The sequence below is a fragment of the Sphingobium cloacae genome (genome assembly GCF_002355855.1).
GTDB lineage: Bacteria > Pseudomonadota > Alphaproteobacteria > Sphingomonadales > Sphingomonadaceae > Sphingobium > Sphingobium cloacae.
The window spans coordinates 2,976,743-2,994,744 of the sequence record NZ_AP017655.1 but is presented as its reverse complement, the minus strand read 5'-3'; the positions used below and the strand labels follow the sequence as shown (position 1 = coordinate 2,994,744).

Here is an 18,002-nt window from a genome sequence, read left to right as displayed (position 1 = left end):
CCTATTCCGCCGCCGCCAACGCCTGCCGCAGCGCCGGGACCAGCAGCCGCGAGCCGGGCTTGCTGAGATGATGGCTGTCGAAATAGAGCGGCGCTCCGTGAAGCACGGAAAGGCAGCGTCCCCGCGGGCATAATATGGCTTCCGGGTAGATGCGGATCAGTCCGGAACGCTGGCCCAGCCCATCCAATATGGCGAGGGCGTGATCCTGACGGCGGAAATAGACCGACGCCGGAATGGTGAAGGCCGCCGGGTCCTCCCCCCGCGCCCTCATGCGGGCGGCGCGGGAAGGCACGTCATAGCCCAGTTCCGGAACGGGATAGACGAGGATGATCTTCTTGCCCGAAGCGAGCAGCGCGTCGACCAGTTGATGCAGGCCGCGGTTGAAGGCAGCGCGCGCGGCGGGGGAAAAACGTTCCAGCTGCTCGCCGTCGGCCCGTTGCAGGACGGGCGTGTTGCCGTTGGTCTCGTCGGGGCCGATGTCGATGGCCCTTCCCTCCAGATAGAGCGACCAGCGGGCGGCCAGAATGACCGTTCCGATCTCCTTATGTTTGCGCAGGTAATGCAGGCGGCGGTCGTTGCCCCGGACGCAAACCCTGTCGGTGCCCAGCTGGAACAGGGGGGGACAACGCGATGTCGCCGCATAGACGGTGCCTGGCCCGTTTTTCGCGATCTCGGACAGCGCGCTGTAGAGCACGCCTGCATGGGAATCGCCCCAGAGCAACACGCTGGCCTTCGCCGGATCGCCAATGGTGCAGGGGGAGTGGCGCGCCAGTTGCAGCTTCACCCGCTGGCATTTGTCCTCGTTGGGGTTTTCCGAATTCTTGTAGTTTTCCAACCGGCTCACATCGGCGGAGAAGCGCGCCGGCCAGCCATGGGCCGCATAGATGGCCAGCCCCGCCGCCGCCGAACCGATGGTGACGGCGGCGCAGGCCGCGATGGTCACGGACGGGCGCTTGATCCGGGAGGCGCGGAAGGGCTGCTCGACCAGGGAATAGGATAGCCACGCCGCAGCGAAGGACAGGGCGATCAGCAGCCCGGCGGAGGGCCATTGCAATTCGTCGATCGTCAGATAGCGCGCCAGAACGATGATCGGCCAATGCCAGAGATAAAGGGAGTAGCTGATCAGGCCCACGGCCACGAGCGGCCTGATCGCCAGCGCCCGGTTGACCGCGCATCCGCCGCTGCTGCCCGCATGGATGACCAGCGCGGTGCCAATGCAGGGGGCCAGCGCCGCCACGCCGGGAAAGACCGTCAGTTCCGAATAGGCGAGGATCGAAAAGAGGATGAGCGCAAGGCCCAGCGCCGCCGCGATTTCCCGCAGCATCGGGCGGGTGATGGCCGGGACCGCCCCGGCCGCGAGCAGACTGCCCAGCAGCAATTCCCATGCGCGGAAGGGCGTCAGGTAGAAGGCGGCGGACACGTCCGTCCGCATGATCGCCAGGCAGGCGGCGAAGGACAGGGCCACGCAGGCCGCCAGGATGATCTGGGTCGCCGCTCTTCCCAGCGGCCAGATGCAACGCAGGAAGAGCGGGAAGAACAGGTAGAATTGCTCCTCCACCGCCAGCGACCATGTGTGCAGTAGCGGCTTGAAGAGAGCGGGGCCGTCGAAATAGTCGGTCTTGAGCCAGAACCAGATATTGGAGGAGAAAAGCGCGGCGGCCGCCGTGCTCTGGCCGTAGCGTTGCAGATCATCGGGCAGCAGGAGCCATGTGCAGGCGATGGTGCACACGATCAGCATCAGGATCAAGGCGGGGAAGATCCGCCTGATCCGCCGGTGATAGAAATTCGCCAGCGAAAAGACGCCGTTATCCAGGTCGCGGATCATCAGTTGCGTGATGAGGAAGCCGGAGATCACGAAAAAGATGTCGACGCCGACGAAGCCGCCGCCTGCCCGCTCAAAACCGACATGGAACAACAGCACGCCGATCACCGCGATGGCGCGCAGGGCGTCCAGATCGGCCCTGTATCCGACGGCGGGAAAGGATGCGCGCTGGGCCGGACCGATCGAACCGGCGATCAGGGAAACGGCGAATGGTCTGTCGGAACGCTCCACCCTCGACCTCTTGGCAATGCCGGTTGATGCCGCCTTCAACGTGGCTGTTTCGGAACCGTCAGTGAGCGATGGTTTCGGGCGGACGTTTCCATCTCACCACGCGCGGCATGCTCATGATCGATTGGCCCGCATCCACCTTGTGCAGCAGGGTCGTTCCCACGCCCACCAGCGCGCCGGCCTCCACCGTGGCGCCGGGGCTGAGTACGCTGCCGCTGCCGACCGTGGCGGCATAGCCGACCGTGCAACCGGCCAGCACGGTCACATTGGTCAGCAACGTCCCGTAATCGGCGACGCGCAGGCCATGGCCCAGCATGCCGTTCCACAAGATGTGGACGCCCTTGCCGAAGCGGACGTCGAAATTCACCTTGACCCCCGGCATCAGGACAAGGCCGGGACCGTGGACCAGATCGTCGGCGACGAGCGCCGAATGGTGGATGATCGTCGCGAGCGTCTGGCCCCGCCCCTCGATCAGTTCCTCCGACATACGCTTGCGGACGATAGGGTCCATCGCGCCGCACAGGGCATGGAGATCGGGGCCGAAGTCGTGATCCGGGCCGCGGACGGGCAGGCCGTCGATGGTCGTGCCGATCTTCGCCGGGTCTTCATCGACAAAGGCGACCGGCTCCCATTCCGGCCGATGGCGGTTGGAGTCGCGAATGCTCACCAGGATTTCGCGCGATCCGGACCCCGCCGTGTAAAGGACCAGCTTCTTCATCGTTCATATCCCCAAGGACTGAGAGCAGGGCGTCATGGGTGTGGCCGTTGCTGGCGAGGATTTCCTTGCTCGCGACGCCGACTTCCCCGCCGGAAAAATCCGTGACGCGCCCGCCTGCCTCCCGCACGAGGACGATCCCGGCGGCGACATCGAAGACCTTGGTGCAATTGAGCACCCGCGCGTCGATCCGACCCCGGCCGACCAGCGCGAGATCATAGGCGGCCGACCCCAAAATCCGCGTCGTGAACGCCGCGTCGGTCAGGCGGCGATACCGCGCGAACCCGTGAGGCGACAGGTGGAACTGGTTGTCATAGGCGATCATCGCCTTGGACAGCACGGCATTGGGGGAAATGCGGATGGGCGCATCGTTGCGGAAGGCGCCTTCGCCCTCCACCGCATGATAGACTTCGCCGAAGAAGGGGATGCCGATCACGCCCAGCACGAACCGGCCATTCTCTACCAGCGCGACCGAGACGCCGAAATTGGGTAGGCCCGCGATATAATTATGGGAGCCGTCGAGCGGATCGACGATCCAGCACAGGTCATGCCCGAAGTCGAAATCGCCGCGCGTCTCTTCCGACAGGACGGGCGCGGCGATCCCCAGCCGCTCATGCGCGAGCATGTGGCATTCGAGGTCCACGCTGGTGACGAATTCCCGGCTTTCCTTGCGGAGCACGCGGTAGTTCTGGTCGAACCGTTCCATCTGGGTCCGTCCGATGGCCTCCGCCGCGTCCAGCGCCAGCCGCAGTTCCGGTGCGAAGCGGGTCAAGACGCCTGCCTCTGCATTTCGCGGCGCAGGAACTTGCCCGAATGGCCGGCGGGAATGGCCGCGACGAAGGAAATCTGGTCCGGTATCTTGCTGCTCGACAGGAAGGACCGGCAATGGGCCTGTATCTCCGCCTCCGACAGCGACACGCCGTCCGCCGGGACGATGAAGGAGTGAATCTTCTCGCCCAGATAGTCGTCCGCCTTGCCCACCGTCAGCGATATGGCGACGCCCGGCAGCTTGTAGATGACCTCGTCGATCTCGTCGGGCGCGATGTTGACGCCGCCCTTGATGATGAGTTCCTTCTTCCGCCCGACGAACCAGAAGCGGCCCTTTTCGTCCACCCTGCCCAGATCGCCGGTAAAAAAGGCCCCGCCCCTCACCACGCTGTCGTATAGTACCCGGTTGCCGAGATATTGGATGAAGACATTGGGGCCGCGGATCGCGATCTCCCCGACCGATCCCGGAGGCAGGGGTCGGCCGTCCTCATCCGCGATGAAACATTCATTGCAGGCCAGCGGGAAACCGATGGAGCCGGGTTGCCAATCGGGGTCCATCGGATAGTCGACATGCGACGGCCCCGTTTCGGACAGGCCATAGAGATTGGCGACCCTGACTCCGAACCGCTCCATGAAGCGGCGCTGCAATTCATGGGGCAGCGTCGACGACCCGCAACCGATGAAACGCAGCGCGGGCAGGAAATCGGATGCATCGGCGGCGAAGGGGGTTTCCAGAAGCGCCGCCAGCACGCTGGGCACCACCTCGACATAGGTGATCGCGTGGGCGCGGACCAGGTTCCAGAAACGGGGCCGCGCGCTCCAGAAGGATGGGGCGATGACCAGCGCGCCGCCCGTCAGGGTGCAGGGCAGCAGCGAATAGTTGATCGACGCCGTATGGCCGAGCGGCAGGACGATCAGGTGGCGTTCCCGCTCCCCGAAGCGGAAGCCGGACACGATGGCCCGGACATTCGCCATCATATTGGCGTGGCTGAACAGGATGCATTTGGGATTGCCGGTCGTGCCGGACGAATAATAGAGGCAGGCGGGCGATCTTTCCTCCGGCTGGAATGTCGGCCACCCGCTCGCCCCTTGCGGCAAATCCTCCGGAAAGGACGGGCCAAGCAGGTGGACCGGATGGTCCTGCTGGCCGGACAGCCGCTCATGATGCTGCTTGCGGCACAGCAGCAGCCGGGGCCGGATATGGCGCAGATAGGACAGGATGTCCTGCGCCTCCATGGTGAAGGGGAAGGGATTGAACACCGTCCCGTAGCGCAGCGACGCCATGTAGAGCACGACATAAGCCGCGCCGTTTTCGATCACGGCGCTGACGATGTCCCCCGGCTTCAGCCCGAGCCCGGCGAAGGCGACGCAGCACCGGTCGACCAGTGCATCGACCTCGCCATAGCTGTAGCGCCTGTCCCCGACGATCAGATAGTCGCGATCCGGGTCGGCCTCAGCCCATTGGCGAACGGCCTGCGACAGATTGGCGATCTGGTCGTCAGGCATGACCGCTCGCTCCATGGCGTTGCAATACCGTCAAGGCGGACCCCGCATCGACGATCTCGAACATCTCGTTCATTTCCAGCGTGATCCTGAACCGTTCCTCGATGGTCTGGATCAGCACCAGATGCCCCATGGAATCCCATGTGCCCACGTCATCCGCGCTGGTCGCGCTTTCGACCGTCTCCGCCGGAATCCCGAAGACGTCCGCGAACAGAGCGGCGACGTCCGCCATCCCGATGTCTCCGCCCCGGGCCATGGTCAACAGGCTTCCATCGGCTGGGAGAAGGCGACCACCTTGTGGTCGTCCCGGCTCTCCTGCCCCAGCAGCTTGCGCGCCACGAAGGTGGAGAGGTCATAATAGCGGTTCACCGAATTTTCGGTGTCGAAATAGGTCTGGAGATAGACCTCGTCATGCAGCACCTTGATGGCGTTGCGGATGATGACCGCCGAATAGGCGGTGCAATTATAGACCTCCGGTCCGATGTCCGCGACGTCCATGTCATAGATTCCGGCGAGCGGCCCGCCATCGGCCATCGCAACCGAAAGGTCGCCGGCAAGCTGCTCGGCCGTGGGTGGTCGCTGACAGCGGAACCGCATGTCCATCATCGACACGCCGCTATAGGGAACGACGGTATAGTTCACGATGAACCGATCGCCCGCCAGCCATGACAGTAATTGCGGGCCGGATTTTTCCAGCGTGCAGAATTTGCGCAGCAGCGTCTCCCCGCCCCGCTTGTGGCGCGCTTCGTTGTGGATGACGTTCACGTCGCTGCTGACGACGCCGTACATGGCGTTGAACCATTCGGCCAGGGGCACGAAGCCGTTGACGGTGCAACTGCCATAGGAAATCGTCCGAAGGTCGGAGCGCCAGTCCTGATGGTTGAAGCCATAGACCAGCGTCGCATCGGCATCCCATGAGGTCGCGGAAATAAGGACCTGTTTCGTCCGGCCGGTCAGGAAATCGTCGCACCGTTCCGCGATGGTGTTCTTGCCCGAACATTCGAAGAAGAGGTCGGGCAGGCCCACCCAGGGAATCCGGTCCTTGGGAACATTGCTATATTGCAGGACATGCTTGCGCCCATTGGGCTGGAGGAAGGTCAACGTGTCGCCTTCCGCATAGACCTTGTATTTGTTGAAGATGACATAATCGTCCTGCAGCATCAGCCGGTAGGCGTCCTGCAAGGACAGGCTGTCATCATTGATCCAGCCTATCTTCCAGGGCGTATCCTCATTCCTGTCGAGCCAATATTTGAGCAGGTGCAGCCCGAAGCGCCCAAAGCCATTGAGGCCGACATTCAGCGTTTCAGTCATTTCAGGTTCCCATCTTTCAAGGTTCCCGGAATTTATAGCAGGGGCGGACACGCAATGCCGGGGCTCTTCGGAGTTACTCCGCCGGTTCGGGAAGAAACGGCATAGTCCAGCCGGATTAGTCCTTCGGAAACGATCCCGCAGGCGCATGAAAATGCTAGTTTTCGCGTCGACCCACCGAGTCGCCGCTTCAGCCTTATGGCCGGGTGCAATGAATAATGGGGTCTGCCTGATACCACAAACAGAGGTGAGACCTATGGCTGACTCAATCGACGTCATCGTCGTCGCGCGCAATTCGATTACGCGCGAAGGCCTTGTCCGCATTCTTGCGGAGGAAAATCTGCGTGTTCTTCAATCGGTCAGTTCCATCGAGGAGATGGACATCCCATCGGGCGGCGGGCCGGAGCCGATCATTCTGGTCGAAGCCTCCGCAACGGAGGGAGAAGGCCATCAACTGGCGCCGATCAAGGAACGCATGCCCCATGCGCATATCGTGGTGCTGGCGGACAGTTTCGATTTCAACGGGCTGGTCTCGGCCTTGCGCCAGGGCGCCGACGGTCTGGTCGTTTCGGAGATCAGCTGCGAATCCCTGATCCGCACGCTCAACCTGGTGGCGATGGGCGCCAAGGTGCTGCCTTCCCAGCTTGCGGACAATCTTCCTTCCTTCCTGCCGCAAGCCGAGCAGGCGGACCCCGGCCAGGATCTGCGCGACATCAAGCTCAGTCCCCAGGAAACGGGCATATTGCGGTGCCTGGTGATGGGCTATCCCAACAAGCTCGCCTCCCGTTGCCTGCAGATCAGCGAGCCGCGGGTGAAGGTCCACGTCAAGGCGGTGCTCCGCAAGATCGGGGTCAAGAACCGCACGCAGGCGGCGATCTGGGCCGCTCATCACGGCCTCACCGCCTTCGATCTTCCCGCTGCCGAAAACCAGATAGCGCCGACCGCCTGATCGGCCGAAGGATGCGGGATGGGGGTGGGAAGGACCGATCTGAGCGTCCCACCCCCATCCTGTCCCGGCCTATCAGGCGGCGGATCGCACCGGTCGCGCGGCCCGGCCGAGCCGGGCGCCGATGCGCTCATGGAGAAGGGCGTTGTCCCTTTCATAATAGCGCCGGATTTCCTCCTTGAGCGACGGATCGATCCGCGTCCGGTAACCGGTGCCCCGGTTCATCCGGCGCAGGCGGGCCAATAGGCCCATCTCCTTTCCGGCGATCCGGGTCAGGACCGCCGAAGAGCGGCGCACCCAGCCGGGCGGAATCTGCGTCAGGGATGCGACCAGCCGGCTCTTGTGATATTTGGCTTCGTTGATGCGCGGAAAATCGGTCCGGCCATCATCCTCCAGCCCCAGGAAATCGAGTATCTCCAGATAGGTGCCGCGAGGATCGCCGACCCAGTCGCGAAAGCAGATGACCCGGATCTGATCGTGCGGAAAGATTGCGTAATAACGCTCCACCTGTTCATGGAAGCGGCCCATGGCCGCATAGTCGAGGAAGCTCGGTTCCCGGCAGCAGGCAGGGATGCTATAGGCGGGACGCTCCGCTGAATAGCGCCATGCCCGTTCGAAATCCTCGATATTCTCATCGCCATTGTAAAGCTGCTGATGATGGAGCGAGGGAAGGAAATCCTCCTGATCGCGCAGGAAGATGAGAATGCGGGCGTCGGAATTGAACTTGTGGATCTCCCGCGCCGCCACCTTCGAATAGAGATAGCGTACCGATCCTTCGCCCACCGCGGACGCGGGCCCGCTTTTCTCGAACAGCGCCAGATAATCGTCCAGCCGGGGAACGAAGTTCCATTTGGGGAAGTCGCGGGAAAAATGATGCGGCTCCTTCGCCGCCGAAATGAAGATGCCGGGATGCGAACGAAGATATTCCACCCATGCCGTCGTTCCGCATTTGGGCGCCCCGACGATGAAAAAATTCGGCTTCATTCCTTCACTCCCTCCAGTCATGTCCGCTCTGCTATCGCCGTCCGGCCGCCCGTTCGCGCGCCATCGGCTCCTCCTCTTCCGGCTCGGCAATATCGCGAGCCGCCGAATCGCCCGCGCGGCCCGATGACAGGCCCGTGGGGGTGGCGTAGCGGCGGTCCTCGGTGCTGGCCTGCATGTTCATCGAGGAAGGCGCATAGGATCGCCGGTCGCCCAGCAGCACGACCAGCAGCGTGCGCCACAGGATGACCGCATCCAGCCGGAGGGAGGCATGGTCGATATACCAGAGGTCGAGATCCAGTTTCTCGCTGAGGCTGAGAAGCTGGCCCCCCTTCGTCTGCGCCCAGCCGGTCAGCCCCGGCCGCACGCTGCACCGTCGTTCGCCCTTGTCCTGCATGACCGCGATGGTGGGGGGAAGCAGCGGACGGGGACCGATGAAGCTCATCTCGCCCTTGACGATGTTCCATAACTCGGGAAGTTCGTCCAACCGGCTGCGCCGCAGGAAAGCGCCGACCCGCGTGGTGCGAAGATCGTCCGGCAGAAGCTGCCCGTTCCCGTCAAGCGCATCCGTCATGGTGCGGAATTTCCGCAAGGCATAGGGGTGGCGGTGGAGGCCGCTGCGGATCTGCGAGAAGATGACCGGCCGTCCCATGGAAAGCCGGACCGCGACCGCGATGCCCAACAGCACAGGCGCGGCCAGCACGAGCATCAGCGCGGCGACGATTCCTTCGATCAGGACGCGGGCTTTCATGATTGCTGGGCCAGCGATGCCGCCATGGCGCGCCGGTCATGGGTGGAAGGGGCGGCACCGCGGTCTTCGTTCAATCCCATGAGGTCGATCAGCAGGGCGTTGACCTGGTCGACGGAGTAATGGCCGACCGCGATCTCGCGCGATCTCCTGCCCATCTGGGCCATCAGATCGGGCTGCGCGATGAAGCGCATCATATGCGCGGCGAGGCTCTGCGGATCGCGGACGGGGACGAGCCAGCCATTTTCGCCATGCACCACGGGCTCGCGGCATCCCGGAGAGTCCGTGGTGATGATCGCGCGGCCGGTCGCCATGGCTTCGAGCGTGCTTCGCGGCAATCCTTCCCGATAGTAGGAGGGAAGGACGAACACGCCGGCTTCGGCGAGGCAAGGCCGGACGTCATGGGTGGAACCGAGATATTCGATCGTGCCTTCCTCGACCCAGCCGCGCATGTCCCTTTCGCTCACCGCTGAGGGGTTGGGGTCGAACGGCCCCAATATACGGAAACGCGCCTCCGGATGGCGTTTGCGGACCAGGCGGGCGGCCTCCACATAATCGACCACGCCTTTGTCGCGCAGCAGCCGCGCGATCATCAGGAAAGTGGGAGGGCCGCCGGGAAGCGGTCTTTCGCGGAAATGCGCCACGTCCACGCCCGATCCCGGCACCTGCACGATGTCCTGCCCCGGCGCGACCATGCCCAGCCTGCGCATGTCGATGCCGTCGTCCCGGTTGAAGACCAGTACCCGATCCGCGCGCGCCGTCGCGAGGCGGAACAGGCGGGCCATGACGGCGCGGACGAATGCCCGGAGCCTGTCCGCCCCCTCGCCGCCCGTGCAGGCATAGCCGAGGCCGCTGCACATGAGGATGCGGCGCGCGCGAGGCGCCGTCAGCCGCGCGGCGATGCCGCCATAGATGATCGGCTTCTGGGTATAGGCCAGCACCAGTCCGGGGCGCAGCCGAAGGAACAGCCGGGCAAGCGCGCCCAATGTCCTGAGGTCCGCGAAGGGATTGATCCCGGCCCTCGCCATCGGAATGCCCTGATATCGCACGCCCCAGCGGCCGAGGGTTTCGGCGACGCCGGGATCGTCCTCCGGCGCGCAGGCGATGACCTCATGTCCGCGCGAGACGAGGCTTTCCAGCAATCGGCCGCGAAAATTGACCAGCGATGGTGCGAAGCTGGCGACGACGACGATCTTCACGCCTTCCTCCCGAAAAGCACAGACGCGAATCAATTCGATCCGCTCTGCCGGTGTCGCGCCAAGGATAAGGGCGCGCGCCGCCGCCGTGTGGGGTGAATATGGCTAGTAACCCTTTGGGCCGGTATCGCCGCTTACTTGGCGCCCAGCAGAAGCGTGATGTTCGCGGCGTCGCCGTCCTCGCCTTCGCCATGCTCGCCATCGGCCTGAAGCACCCGGTGCAGGGTCGGCTGGATGCCATAGGCAAGCATGGCCCGCGCGCCGGGAATGACGACGATGTCCGTGCTGTTCACCGGCAAGGGCAGCCATGCGCCGTCCACGAATATGTCGGTCCGCAGATTGCGGCGCGAACCGCACAAGGCGGAGAAATAGCGGGTATCGACATGCTCTTTCGACAGGAGCGAATAGCCGTCCGGCACCATGCCGCGCTTATCGAAATGACCTGCCAGGCTGTTCAGCCGGTCGATCGCCGCGCGCAGCGGCGGGGCTAGCGAAAGCAGCGCCAGCGCATCGGAAACGCCGCGGCGTCCCAGCGGGCCGCGCAACTCTTCGCGGCGGCGATCCAGCCCGTAACCGATCCGGCCCCATGCCCCCAGCGAGTTGTGCACCATGACATAGAGCGAATTATGACCGTCCATCGTGTCGTGATAGCGCAGATGCTGCACCACGGCGCGTACGCCGTCGAACTGCGCCTCCCTTGCCCTGGCAGGCGCCAGCGCCTTCATCACGGCCATGGAAAAGCGCCAGCATTGCTCGCGCAACAGGTCGCTGATCTGCCAGCTGCCCTGCCGTGTGCGAAAGGATGCCGGGGTGCTCGACAGCATCCCGTGGTCGGAGCGTATCTCGATCTTGCGGCCAATATAGGAATGGCGACGCGGCTTGAAATAATAGACGTCTCCCAATGCTTCGGTGACATGGTCATGCGCTCTTAAATTGCCCGCGAGATCGTAGAGCGACGCCGTCCAGGGCATGGCGGAGTCTTGGGCGGTCAGCGACCGCCACAGGGTCGTTATCCACTCATTTCCCGTGATGACGGCAGCGGAGGCTCCGTCATGGAAATATTGTCCCAGACTGCCGGGTGACAATTCCGAAGCGTCTATCCGGGCGATGGCAGGCGTCGAGCGGCTCGCCTTTAGTCGGAAATGCTTCATGCGCCTCGGCCCTTCGCCCCCCTTCTCCGGCCGTCGTGCATCTGCGGCCGCTAGGAGAGCGCACACTTTTATGCTCCCCGTCCTGTTTCTGCAGCAACATTTCGGGGGTAATCATTATGGGGGAGTGGGGGCGGATCGCTTTCGCTGACCCGCCCTTTTCGTGCCCTCAGGCGTCGCGCCCGCCCGGCGTCGGCGCGCCGGGCATGGGCGGCACGGGTTGGGGCGGGGCGTCGGGATCGTCTTCATGGATGTCGACGATGCCGCGCCCGACATGGCTCTTGCGATACCCATAGAGGAAATAGAAGACGAGGCCGAGGCCGCCCCACACCGGCAGCACCAGCTGCGCGTCGATGGGCAGGTTCAGGAACAGGAACACGCAGCCGATGGTGGCGGCCGGCGCGATCACCCAGACCAGGGGCGTGCGGAAAGGCCGGTGGCGGCCCGCATCCTTGACGCGCAGGACCAGCACGGCGATCGAAACCATGAAGAAGGCAAACAATGTTCCGGAGTTCGAAATGTCGGCGAGCTGGCCGACGGGGAGCAGCGCGGCTCCTATCGCGACGAAGACGCCGGTGACCATGGTCACGATATGAGGCGTCTTGAAGCGGGGGTGGATGCTGGCGAGCTTTTCGGGCAGCAGGCCGTCGCGGGCCATGACGAAGAAGATGCGGGTCTGGCCGAACATCATCATCAGGATGACGGACGGCAGGGCGAGGTTGGCGGCGAGGCCCAGCGCATTTCCTACAGTCGTCCAGTTGATCGCGCGCAGCACATGGGCGAGCGCTTCGTTGGAGCAGACCAGATCGCCCGCATGGGCGGCGGTGGCGCAGGCGGCGGCGAAACCCGCCGATCCGGGCGCGACCACCGCGCCGTCGGGGCCGAGCACCGGCTGCGCGCCGATGGCGCCGATGGCCCCGGCGGCGACGAAGAGGTAGAAGAGGGTGCAGAGCGCCAGGCTGCCGATCAGGCCGATGGGCACGTTGCGCTGGGGATTCTTGGTCTCCTCCGCCGCGGTCGACACCGCGTCGAAGCCGACATAGGCGAAGAAGATCGACGCGGCCGCGCCGACGATGCCCATGCCGCTGGTCCCTTCCGGCCCGAACCAGCCATTGGGCGCGAAGGGCGAGAAATTCCCCGTGTCCAGCACCGGCAGCGTCAGCGCGATGAAGGCGGTGAGCGCCGTCACCTTGATCGCGACCAGCACGGCGTTGACGCGGGCGCTTTCGGTCGTGCCGATCACCAGCAGCGCCGTCACCGCGAGCGCGATGACGATGGCGGGAATGTTGATGACGCCATGGGTGAAATCGGCATGGGGCATCCAGCCGTTCATGGTCCATACCGGCCCGGCGGAAAGCGCCTGCGGCAGTTCCAGCCCCGTCACGCTTTTGAGGAGGCCCATGAAATAGCCGGACCATCCCACCGACACGGCGCTGGCCGCGACCGCATATTCGAGGATGAGCGCCCAGCCCACCATCCAGGCGAGCAATTCGCCCACCACCGCATAGCTGTAGGTATAGGCGGACCCGGACACCGGCACCATCGAGGCCAGTTCGGAATAGCAGAGCGCGGCGAAGGCGCAGACCAGCCCCGCGATCACGAAGCTCCACATCATGCCCGGCCCAGCCTTCTGCGCGGCGGCGGCGGTCAGGACGAAGATGCCGGTGCCGATGATGGCGCCGACGCCCAGAAGCGTGAGCTGGACAGGCCCCAACGTCCGGACGAGGGATTTCTTCTGCGCCGTCGCCAATATGGCGTCCAGAGGCTTGATGCGCCCGAAAATCATGGTTGAGGCCCCCTAATCGTCTTTTTCCCAGAAGCGGCACAGGACGGTGCAGGCCACTTTCGCCGGAATGGCATGGGATCGAAACCTATCGCCTAATCCGTCCCGCGCAAGTATGTTGCGTATCGGGGACACGCCTTTTCAACGACCGCGAGGAAAAACAGGATGGTGGAATTGCTGCGGGCACGGAATCTGGCGGGCGTGACGCATGGCTTCGCGGGCAGGAAAGGCGGCGTTTCGACAGGCGTCCATGGCGGCCTGAACGTGGGACTGGGGTCGGAGGATGATCGCGAGGCGGTGCTGCGCAACCGCGACCTGGCGCGCGACGCGCTGCTGCCGGGCGGAACGCTGGTGACGGTGCGGCAGGTCCATTCGCCCGATGTCGTGACGGTCACCGGCCCCATCGCGGAAGAAGATCGCCCGCCCGCCGACGCCATGGTGACGGACCGGCCGGACCTGATCCTGGGCATATTGACCGCCGATTGCGTGCCGGTGCTGTTCGCCGACCGGCAGGCGGGCGTGGTCGGCGCGGCCCATGCGGGGTGGAAGGGCGCCGTCGCGGGCGTCACGGACAATTGCATCGCGGCGATGGAGGCGCTGGGGGCCGGGCGCGACCGCATCGCCTGCGCCATCGGCCCCTGCATCGGCCGGTCGTCCTATGAGGTGACGGACGACTTCGCCGAACGGTTCGAGCGGGAAGATGCGGCGAACGCCCGTTTCTTCACGCCGGGGCGGGAGGGGCATTGCCAGTTCGATATCGCCGCCTATGTGGCGTCGCGGCTGGCCGATGCGGGCATCCGCTCGATCGAGATGCTGGACGAGGATACCTATGGGCAGCCGGGCCGCTTCTACAGCTATCGCCGTTCCTGTCATCGCGGCGAGGCGGACTATGGGCGGCAGATTTCCATGATCGCGCTGGGGAGTTAAGCGGATTGGAACTTGCGGGCCTGCGATATTGCGGTGGCGGATTCGGGGCATGAGGGAACATGGGTTTTCCCTTCTCCCCTTGGGAGGCGTTGGATGAGGGGCGGGAGGCCAGGTTACACGCTATCGCGAAGGCGGTTTCTCCCTCACCCATGGGGCGAGGGACAATTGATGTCCGCTCCCCACCCGTCCCATCGGTAGGAAAGCGTCCATCGGGCGGCCATATTACCTGTCCTTAATATCTGCCCGCTAGAAAATGAGTCGCCCCCGGACCGGACCGCCCATGACCACGCTGCTCATCACCGTCGACACGGAATTGTCCGCCGCGCTTTACCAGCGCGGCCTGGGGCTGGAGGAGAATCTGCGCCGCTCCATCTGGGGCGAGGCGGAGGGCCGGGCCTATGGCATCGAATGGCAGATGACGCTGATGGAGCGGCACGGCCTGAAGGGCGTCTTCTTCCTCGATCCCCTGCCCGCGCTGCTTTACGGCGCCGATTTCCTGAAGCCCATAGTCGATGCGGTCGTGGGGCGCGGGCATGAGATTCAACTGCATGTCCATAGCGAATGGCTGCAATGGGCGAAGTCATCGCCGGTCGGCGGGCGGCAGGGCCGGAATATCGGGGACTTTTCGCTGGCCGACCAGATAGTGCTGCTGGGATGCGGCAAGCGCCTGCTGGAAGAAGCGGGCGCGCCCGCCGTCACCGCCTTCCGCGCCGGGAATTTCGGGGCGAACGACGATACGCTGCGGGCGCTGGCCAAGGTCGGCATCGCGTGGGACAGCAGCGTCAATCCCGCTTATCTGGGCCGCGATTGCGCCATTTCCGCGAGTGGGCTTGCCGGGCCGCATCGGATGCTGGGCCTCACGGAAGTGCCGGTTTCGGGCATTGCGGATCGTCCGGGCGGCTTCCGCCCCGCGCAGATCTGCGCCATGTCCGCCGCCGAAATGCGCGTGGGGCTGCGCCATGCCGTCCAGGAGCGGCAGGCGGCCTTCGTCGTCGTCACGCATAGTTTCGAAATGCTTTCGCGCGACCGGGCGCGGCCCAATCGCGCCGTGATGCGCCGGTTCGAGCGATTGTGCGAGGAAGCGCGGCGCCTTCCCGGCGTCGAGGCGGGGGGCTTTGCCGATCTTTCCCCATCGCTGGGCGACGGCAAGCCCGGCTTCACGCTGGCGCCGCCCAGCCGGGCGCGCACCGCGTCGCGCATGGCGCAGCAGCTTTGGGCCCACTGGCGCTATGAACGAAAGCTGGCCCCTGCGTGACGCACCTTGCCGGCGCCATCATACTGGGTCTGGACAGCGCGATCGGCCTTACCATCATGCGGGAACTGGGCCAGCATGGCGTGCCGGTCCATGGTGTCGGGCGGTCGACATCCGGCGTGGCGGCGGCGTCGCGCTATTGCACGACGGCCTTTGAGCGGCCTGATGGGCCCATCGCCGCGTGGCTGCCGGACCTGATCGCGCGCACGGGCGCGGGGGCCCTGTTCGCGACATCGGAAACGGACCTGCTGGAACTCGCCGGACTGCCGCCGCGCATCGGGGATTGCCACCTGCTCGTGCCCCGGATGGAGCCGCTGCAAAAGGTGCTCGACAAGAACCGGACGCTGGCGGCGGCGGCCGAGGCGGGATTGCGGGTGCCGCATAGCTGGCAGCCGGTCGCGGGGGAGGATTTCGCGGAGCGGATCGCCGCCCTGCGCTATCCCGTGGTCGCGAAATGGGCCCATCCGCCCGAGGCCATGCGGCGGCTGGGCGCGCATGGGCTGGAGTGGATCAAGGCGGATTATGTCCGCTCCGCCGGGGAGCTGGCGCGGCTGCTGGGACGCTACCGGCCGGTGGGGTGCTGGCCGCTGATCCAGGAATATTGCGGCGGCTGGGGACTGGGGCAGATGCTCCATATGGCGGACGGGCGGGCCACGCTCCGTTTCCAGCACCGGCGGCTGCATGAATGGCCGCCCGAAGGCGGGGTGTCGACGCTGTGCCGCGCGGAGCCTCCGGAGCGCCATGCGGCGCAGATGGCGCTGTCCGAAAAGCTGCTGCGGGCGCTGGACTGGCAAGGACCGGCAATGGTCGAATATCGCCACGACGGCACGCATTACTGGCTGATGGAAGTGAACGGGCGCTTTTGGGGGAGCCTGCCGCTGGCATGGCATTGCGGGGCGCATTTCGCCTGGGAAGGCTATCGCCGGGCGGTACTGGGGGAGCGGGATTCGGGCCAGGCTGCCTCGCCGTATCGGGGGCTGCGGGCGCGCTACATGGTGCCGGAGACGAAGCGGCTCGCGCGGCTGCTGCTCGCGCCGCGCCGGATCGGCGATCCCTTCTTCCGCGTGCATCGGGTGCGGGAGGCGGCGGGCTATATCCTCGCCTTTTTCGATCCGCGGACGCGCTATTATATCCTCACCTTGTCCGATCCCCGGCCGTGGATGCGGGACATGGCGCAGATATTCAGGAAAGCCGTGCGCCGGGAAAAGTGTTGACCAGAGCCCCGACCGCCTTTTCGATCCGCGCGAGGCATTGGGTCATGTAGCGGTCGTCCAGCCCATAGGGATCGTGCAGATGGGGCAGCGCAGGGCGCGTCCACCGGCCCAGCAACAGGCGCGGCCGGTCACGAAGACGCGGATCGGCGGCGAGGCGGTGAAGCTGGCGCACCTCCATGGCGAGCAGCAGGTCGCCTTCCTCCGGCACATAGTCCCGAATGTCCGCCGCCCGGTGCGCCGACAGGTCATGGCCCAGGGCTGCGGCGGCGGCGATGGCGGGACCGTGCGCGCCTCTCCCGCTGGCGGCGGAGAGGCCGAAGGAAGCGGCGCGCAGGCCCGCCGAGCGGGCGGCGGCTTCGGCAAAGGCGCTCCGGCAGATATTGCCCTGACACAGGAAGACGAGCCGCCGCACCCGCGCCGGGTCGGGCCGCCTTTCCTCCGCGAGACGCAAAACGGCCTGCGGATAGGATAGCGCGAGCCGGATGAGCCCACGAAAAGTACCGAAACGGGATCGAATCATGAGCGAAAGGCCGGAGGGAGAGGTGGCGAAAGGGCAGGGCGGGAAACAAGCGGCTGAGCGGAACCTAGCCTGAGCGGATTTTCCATTCAACAGACAGTTGTTGCGTCGATGCGGTTCATGCTGCTCCTGCTGCGCCGTTCGTCCTTTGGGATGGGGCGCGGGCCGGAGCGAGCAGATCAGGATGCCGCGCAGTCCGAAAAGGGGCAGCGCATGAATAAAGTGAAGCAGATGGACTTGCCTCCTGCTCCGGCGCAGGATAGGGAGCCGCCTTCCAGCGCATGCGGAGCGGTGGCCGAGTGGTCGAAGGCGCTCGCCTGGAAAGTGAGTATACGTCAAAAGCGTATCGAGGGTTCGAATCCCTCCCGCTCCGCCACATATTCATAAGTCATTGATATAAAAGGAAAATACTCCGGAAAGTGGCGCGGTTCCGCGCCGTTTGCGGAGATGGTCCGGTCTGCGGAGAGCGTATCTGGAGCAACATTTGGTCGCTCCGTCGGCTTTTTCTCTGTCGCCTATTTTCGCGGTACGGAGTGAGGTTGCAGCATGGGCTGCTTCCGTTGACCTGGAAACGCTAGGGTCAGGCCCCATTGATATGATTGGTTTTGTGTGATTCAGGCTCGGCGAGGAGACTGGATTTGAGCGGGATCATTTTCGTCAATCGCAACGGGCTGCGCTGGCGCGATGCACCGAAGGATTATGGGCCGCACAAGACGCTGTACAATCGGTGGAAGCGGTGGGGTGACAAGGGCGTCTTTCTTCGGATGATGGAAGGTCTGGCTACGCCCCATGCTTCCGAGCGTAAGACGGTGATGATCGACGCGACCTATCTCAAGGCGTACCGCACAGCATCGAGCCTGCGGGTGCCCTCGCCGATCTTCGGGCCGGCATATTCGATGCCATAGGTGATGACCGGCCAGCCATAATTGCGCCCCGCTTCCACCCG

Annotated in this window: 17 protein-coding genes, 1 tRNA gene and 1 pseudogene; 6 read left to right on the top strand and 13 right to left on the bottom strand. The window is 64.8% G+C overall.

Annotated elements, in window-relative coordinates; all coding sequences use genetic code 11:
• Window position 1 precedes the first annotated feature (1 nt).
• Genes SCLO_RS14645 through SCLO_RS14620 form a run of 6 tightly spaced genes read right to left on the bottom strand, consistent with a single transcriptional unit; the run spans window position 2 to window position 6,347 of the window.
• A complete protein-coding gene (locus SCLO_RS14645; protein WP_066515279.1) occupies window positions 2–2,053 on the bottom strand; it encodes an acyltransferase family protein in 2,052 nt (683 codons plus the stop codon).
• Between the two features lie 58 nt (window positions 2,054–2,111).
• Entirely contained in the window at window positions 2,112–2,717 is a 606-nt protein-coding gene (locus SCLO_RS14640) for an LbetaH domain-containing protein (protein ID WP_066515281.1), read from the bottom strand.
• On the bottom strand, window positions 2,656–3,537 hold the full coding sequence (locus SCLO_RS14635; protein ID WP_066515283.1) for an inositol monophosphatase family protein: 882 nt from the start codon (window positions 3,535–3,537) through the stop codon (window positions 2,656–2,658). Before SCLO_RS14635 ends, SCLO_RS14640 begins: the two co-directional genes overlap by 62 nt.
• Window positions 3,534–5,039, bottom strand: coding sequence for a class I adenylate-forming enzyme family protein (locus SCLO_RS14630; protein ID WP_066515285.1), 1,506 nt, complete (start codon window positions 5,037–5,039; stop codon window positions 3,534–3,536). Before SCLO_RS14630 ends, SCLO_RS14635 begins: the two co-directional genes overlap by 4 nt.
• Entirely contained in the window at window positions 5,032–5,292 is a 261-nt protein-coding gene (locus tag SCLO_RS14625; protein WP_066515288.1) for an acyl carrier protein, read from the bottom strand. The genes SCLO_RS14630 and SCLO_RS14625 overlap by 8 nt, the downstream gene beginning before the upstream one ends.
• 2 nt (window positions 5,293–5,294) lie before the next feature.
• Window positions 5,295–6,347: a glyceraldehyde-3-phosphate dehydrogenase gene (locus SCLO_RS14620; protein WP_066515290.1), complete on the bottom strand. Its 1,053-nt coding sequence runs from the start codon at window positions 6,345–6,347 to the stop codon at window positions 5,295–5,297.
• Window positions 6,348–6,600: 253 nt separating this feature from the next.
• On the opposite strand from SCLO_RS14620, the gene SCLO_RS14615 reads away from it, so the two are divergent.
• Window positions 6,601–7,293 (top strand): LuxR C-terminal-related transcriptional regulator, encoded by a 693-nt coding sequence (locus tag SCLO_RS14615; RefSeq protein ID WP_066515293.1) that lies wholly within the window; start codon window positions 6,601–6,603, stop codon window positions 7,291–7,293.
• Window positions 7,294–7,365: 72 nt separating this feature from the next.
• On the opposite strand, the gene SCLO_RS14610 is transcribed toward SCLO_RS14615, so the two are convergent.
• The 5 genes from SCLO_RS14610 to SCLO_RS14590 form a co-directional block, all read right to left on the bottom strand.
• Entirely contained in the window at window positions 7,366–8,274 is a 909-nt protein-coding gene (locus SCLO_RS14610; protein WP_066515296.1) for a sulfotransferase domain-containing protein, read from the bottom strand.
• Window positions 8,275–8,305: 31 nt separating this feature from the next.
• Window positions 8,306–9,022, bottom strand: a complete 717-nt coding sequence (locus SCLO_RS14605; protein WP_096362160.1) for a sugar transferase — start codon at window positions 9,020–9,022, stop codon at window positions 8,306–8,308.
• Window positions 9,019–10,218 carry a glycosyltransferase family 4 protein gene (locus SCLO_RS14600; RefSeq protein WP_066515297.1) on the bottom strand — a complete coding sequence of 400 codons (1,200 nt, stop codon included), beginning with the start codon at window positions 10,216–10,218 and terminating at the stop codon, window positions 9,019–9,021. The genes SCLO_RS14605 and SCLO_RS14600 overlap by 4 nt, the downstream gene beginning before the upstream one ends.
• Before the next feature lie 131 nt (window positions 10,219–10,349).
• Window positions 10,350–11,366, bottom strand: a complete 1,017-nt coding sequence (locus SCLO_RS14595; protein WP_066515298.1) for a hypothetical protein — start codon at window positions 11,364–11,366, stop codon at window positions 10,350–10,352.
• Window positions 11,367–11,532: 166 nt separating this feature from the next.
• Window positions 11,533–13,149 (bottom strand): amino acid permease, encoded by a 1,617-nt coding sequence (locus SCLO_RS14590; RefSeq protein WP_066515300.1) that lies wholly within the window; start codon window positions 13,147–13,149, stop codon window positions 11,533–11,535.
• 162 nt (window positions 13,150–13,311) lie between these two features.
• Here SCLO_RS14590 and pgeF point away from each other — a divergent pair, with 162 nt between their 5' ends.
• The 3 genes from pgeF to SCLO_RS14575 all read left to right on the top strand — a co-directional run bounded on the left by pgeF (window position 13,312) and on the right by SCLO_RS14575 (window position 16,539).
• Entirely contained in the window at window positions 13,312–14,073 is a 762-nt protein-coding gene (pgeF, locus tag SCLO_RS14585) for a peptidoglycan editing factor PgeF (protein WP_066515301.1), read from the top strand.
• 280 nt (window positions 14,074–14,353) lie between these two features.
• Window positions 14,354–15,328 carry a polysaccharide deacetylase family protein gene (locus SCLO_RS14580; RefSeq protein ID WP_066515304.1) on the top strand — a complete coding sequence of 325 codons (975 nt, stop codon included), beginning with the start codon at window positions 14,354–14,356 and terminating at the stop codon, window positions 15,326–15,328.
• Complete coding sequence (locus SCLO_RS14575) at window positions 15,325–16,539, top strand: carboxylate--amine ligase (protein ID WP_066515307.1); 1,215 nt, start codon at window positions 15,325–15,327, stop codon at window positions 16,537–16,539. The genes SCLO_RS14580 and SCLO_RS14575 overlap by 4 nt, the downstream gene beginning before the upstream one ends.
• Here the strand turns inward: SCLO_RS14575 and SCLO_RS14570 are convergent.
• Window positions 16,508–17,059 (bottom strand): arsenate reductase/protein-tyrosine-phosphatase family protein, encoded by a 552-nt coding sequence (locus tag SCLO_RS14570; protein ID WP_066515468.1) that lies wholly within the window; start codon window positions 17,057–17,059, stop codon window positions 16,508–16,510. The two genes, SCLO_RS14575 and SCLO_RS14570, sit on opposite strands and share 32 nt — an antisense overlap.
• 282 nt (window positions 17,060–17,341) lie before the next feature.
• Here SCLO_RS14570 and SCLO_RS14565 point away from each other — a divergent pair.
• Window positions 17,342–17,432, top strand: a tRNA-Ser gene (locus tag SCLO_RS14565).
• Between the two features lie 262 nt (window positions 17,433–17,694).
• Window positions 17,695–17,922, top strand: a pseudogene (locus SCLO_RS14560) (transposase); the annotation flags it as partial.
• Here the strand turns inward: SCLO_RS14560 and SCLO_RS24415 are convergent.
• Window positions 17,883–17,999: a PQQ-dependent sugar dehydrogenase gene (locus tag SCLO_RS24415; protein ID WP_197705110.1), complete on the bottom strand. Its 117-nt coding sequence runs from the start codon at window positions 17,997–17,999 to the stop codon at window positions 17,883–17,885. The pseudogene SCLO_RS14560 and the gene SCLO_RS24415 overlap by 40 nt on opposite strands.
• Window positions 18,000–18,002: the final 3 nt, after the last annotated feature.

Coding starts and splice junctions, on each gene's coding strand:
- SCLO_RS14630 (WP_066515285.1), bottom strand. CDS start 5,039: ATGCCTGACGACCAGATCGCCAATCTGTCGCAGGCCGTTCGCCAATGG.
- SCLO_RS14625 (WP_066515288.1), bottom strand. CDS start 5,292: ATGGCCCGGGGCGGAGACATCGGGATGGCGGACGTCGCCGCTCTGTTC.
- SCLO_RS14620 (WP_066515290.1), bottom strand. CDS start 6,347: ATGACTGAAACGCTGAATGTCGGCCTCAATGGCTTTGGGCGCTTCGGG.
- SCLO_RS14615 (WP_066515293.1), top strand. CDS start 6,601: ATGGCTGACTCAATCGACGTCATCGTCGTCGCGCGCAATTCGATTACG.
- SCLO_RS14610 (WP_066515296.1), bottom strand. CDS start 8,274: ATGAAGCCGAATTTTTTCATCGTCGGGGCGCCCAAATGCGGAACGACG.
- SCLO_RS14605 (WP_096362160.1), bottom strand. CDS start 9,022: ATGAAAGCCCGCGTCCTGATCGAAGGAATCGTCGCCGCGCTGATGCTC.
- SCLO_RS14595 (WP_066515298.1), bottom strand. CDS start 11,366: ATGAAGCATTTCCGACTAAAGGCGAGCCGCTCGACGCCTGCCATCGCC.
- SCLO_RS14590 (WP_066515300.1), bottom strand. CDS start 13,149: ATGATTTTCGGGCGCATCAAGCCTCTGGACGCCATATTGGCGACGGCG.
- pgeF (WP_066515301.1), top strand. CDS start 13,312: ATGGTGGAATTGCTGCGGGCACGGAATCTGGCGGGCGTGACGCATGGC.
- SCLO_RS14580 (WP_066515304.1), top strand. CDS start 14,354: ATGACCACGCTGCTCATCACCGTCGACACGGAATTGTCCGCCGCGCTT.
- SCLO_RS14570 (WP_066515468.1), bottom strand. CDS start 17,059: ATGATTCGATCCCGTTTCGGTACTTTTCGTGGGCTCATCCGGCTCGCG.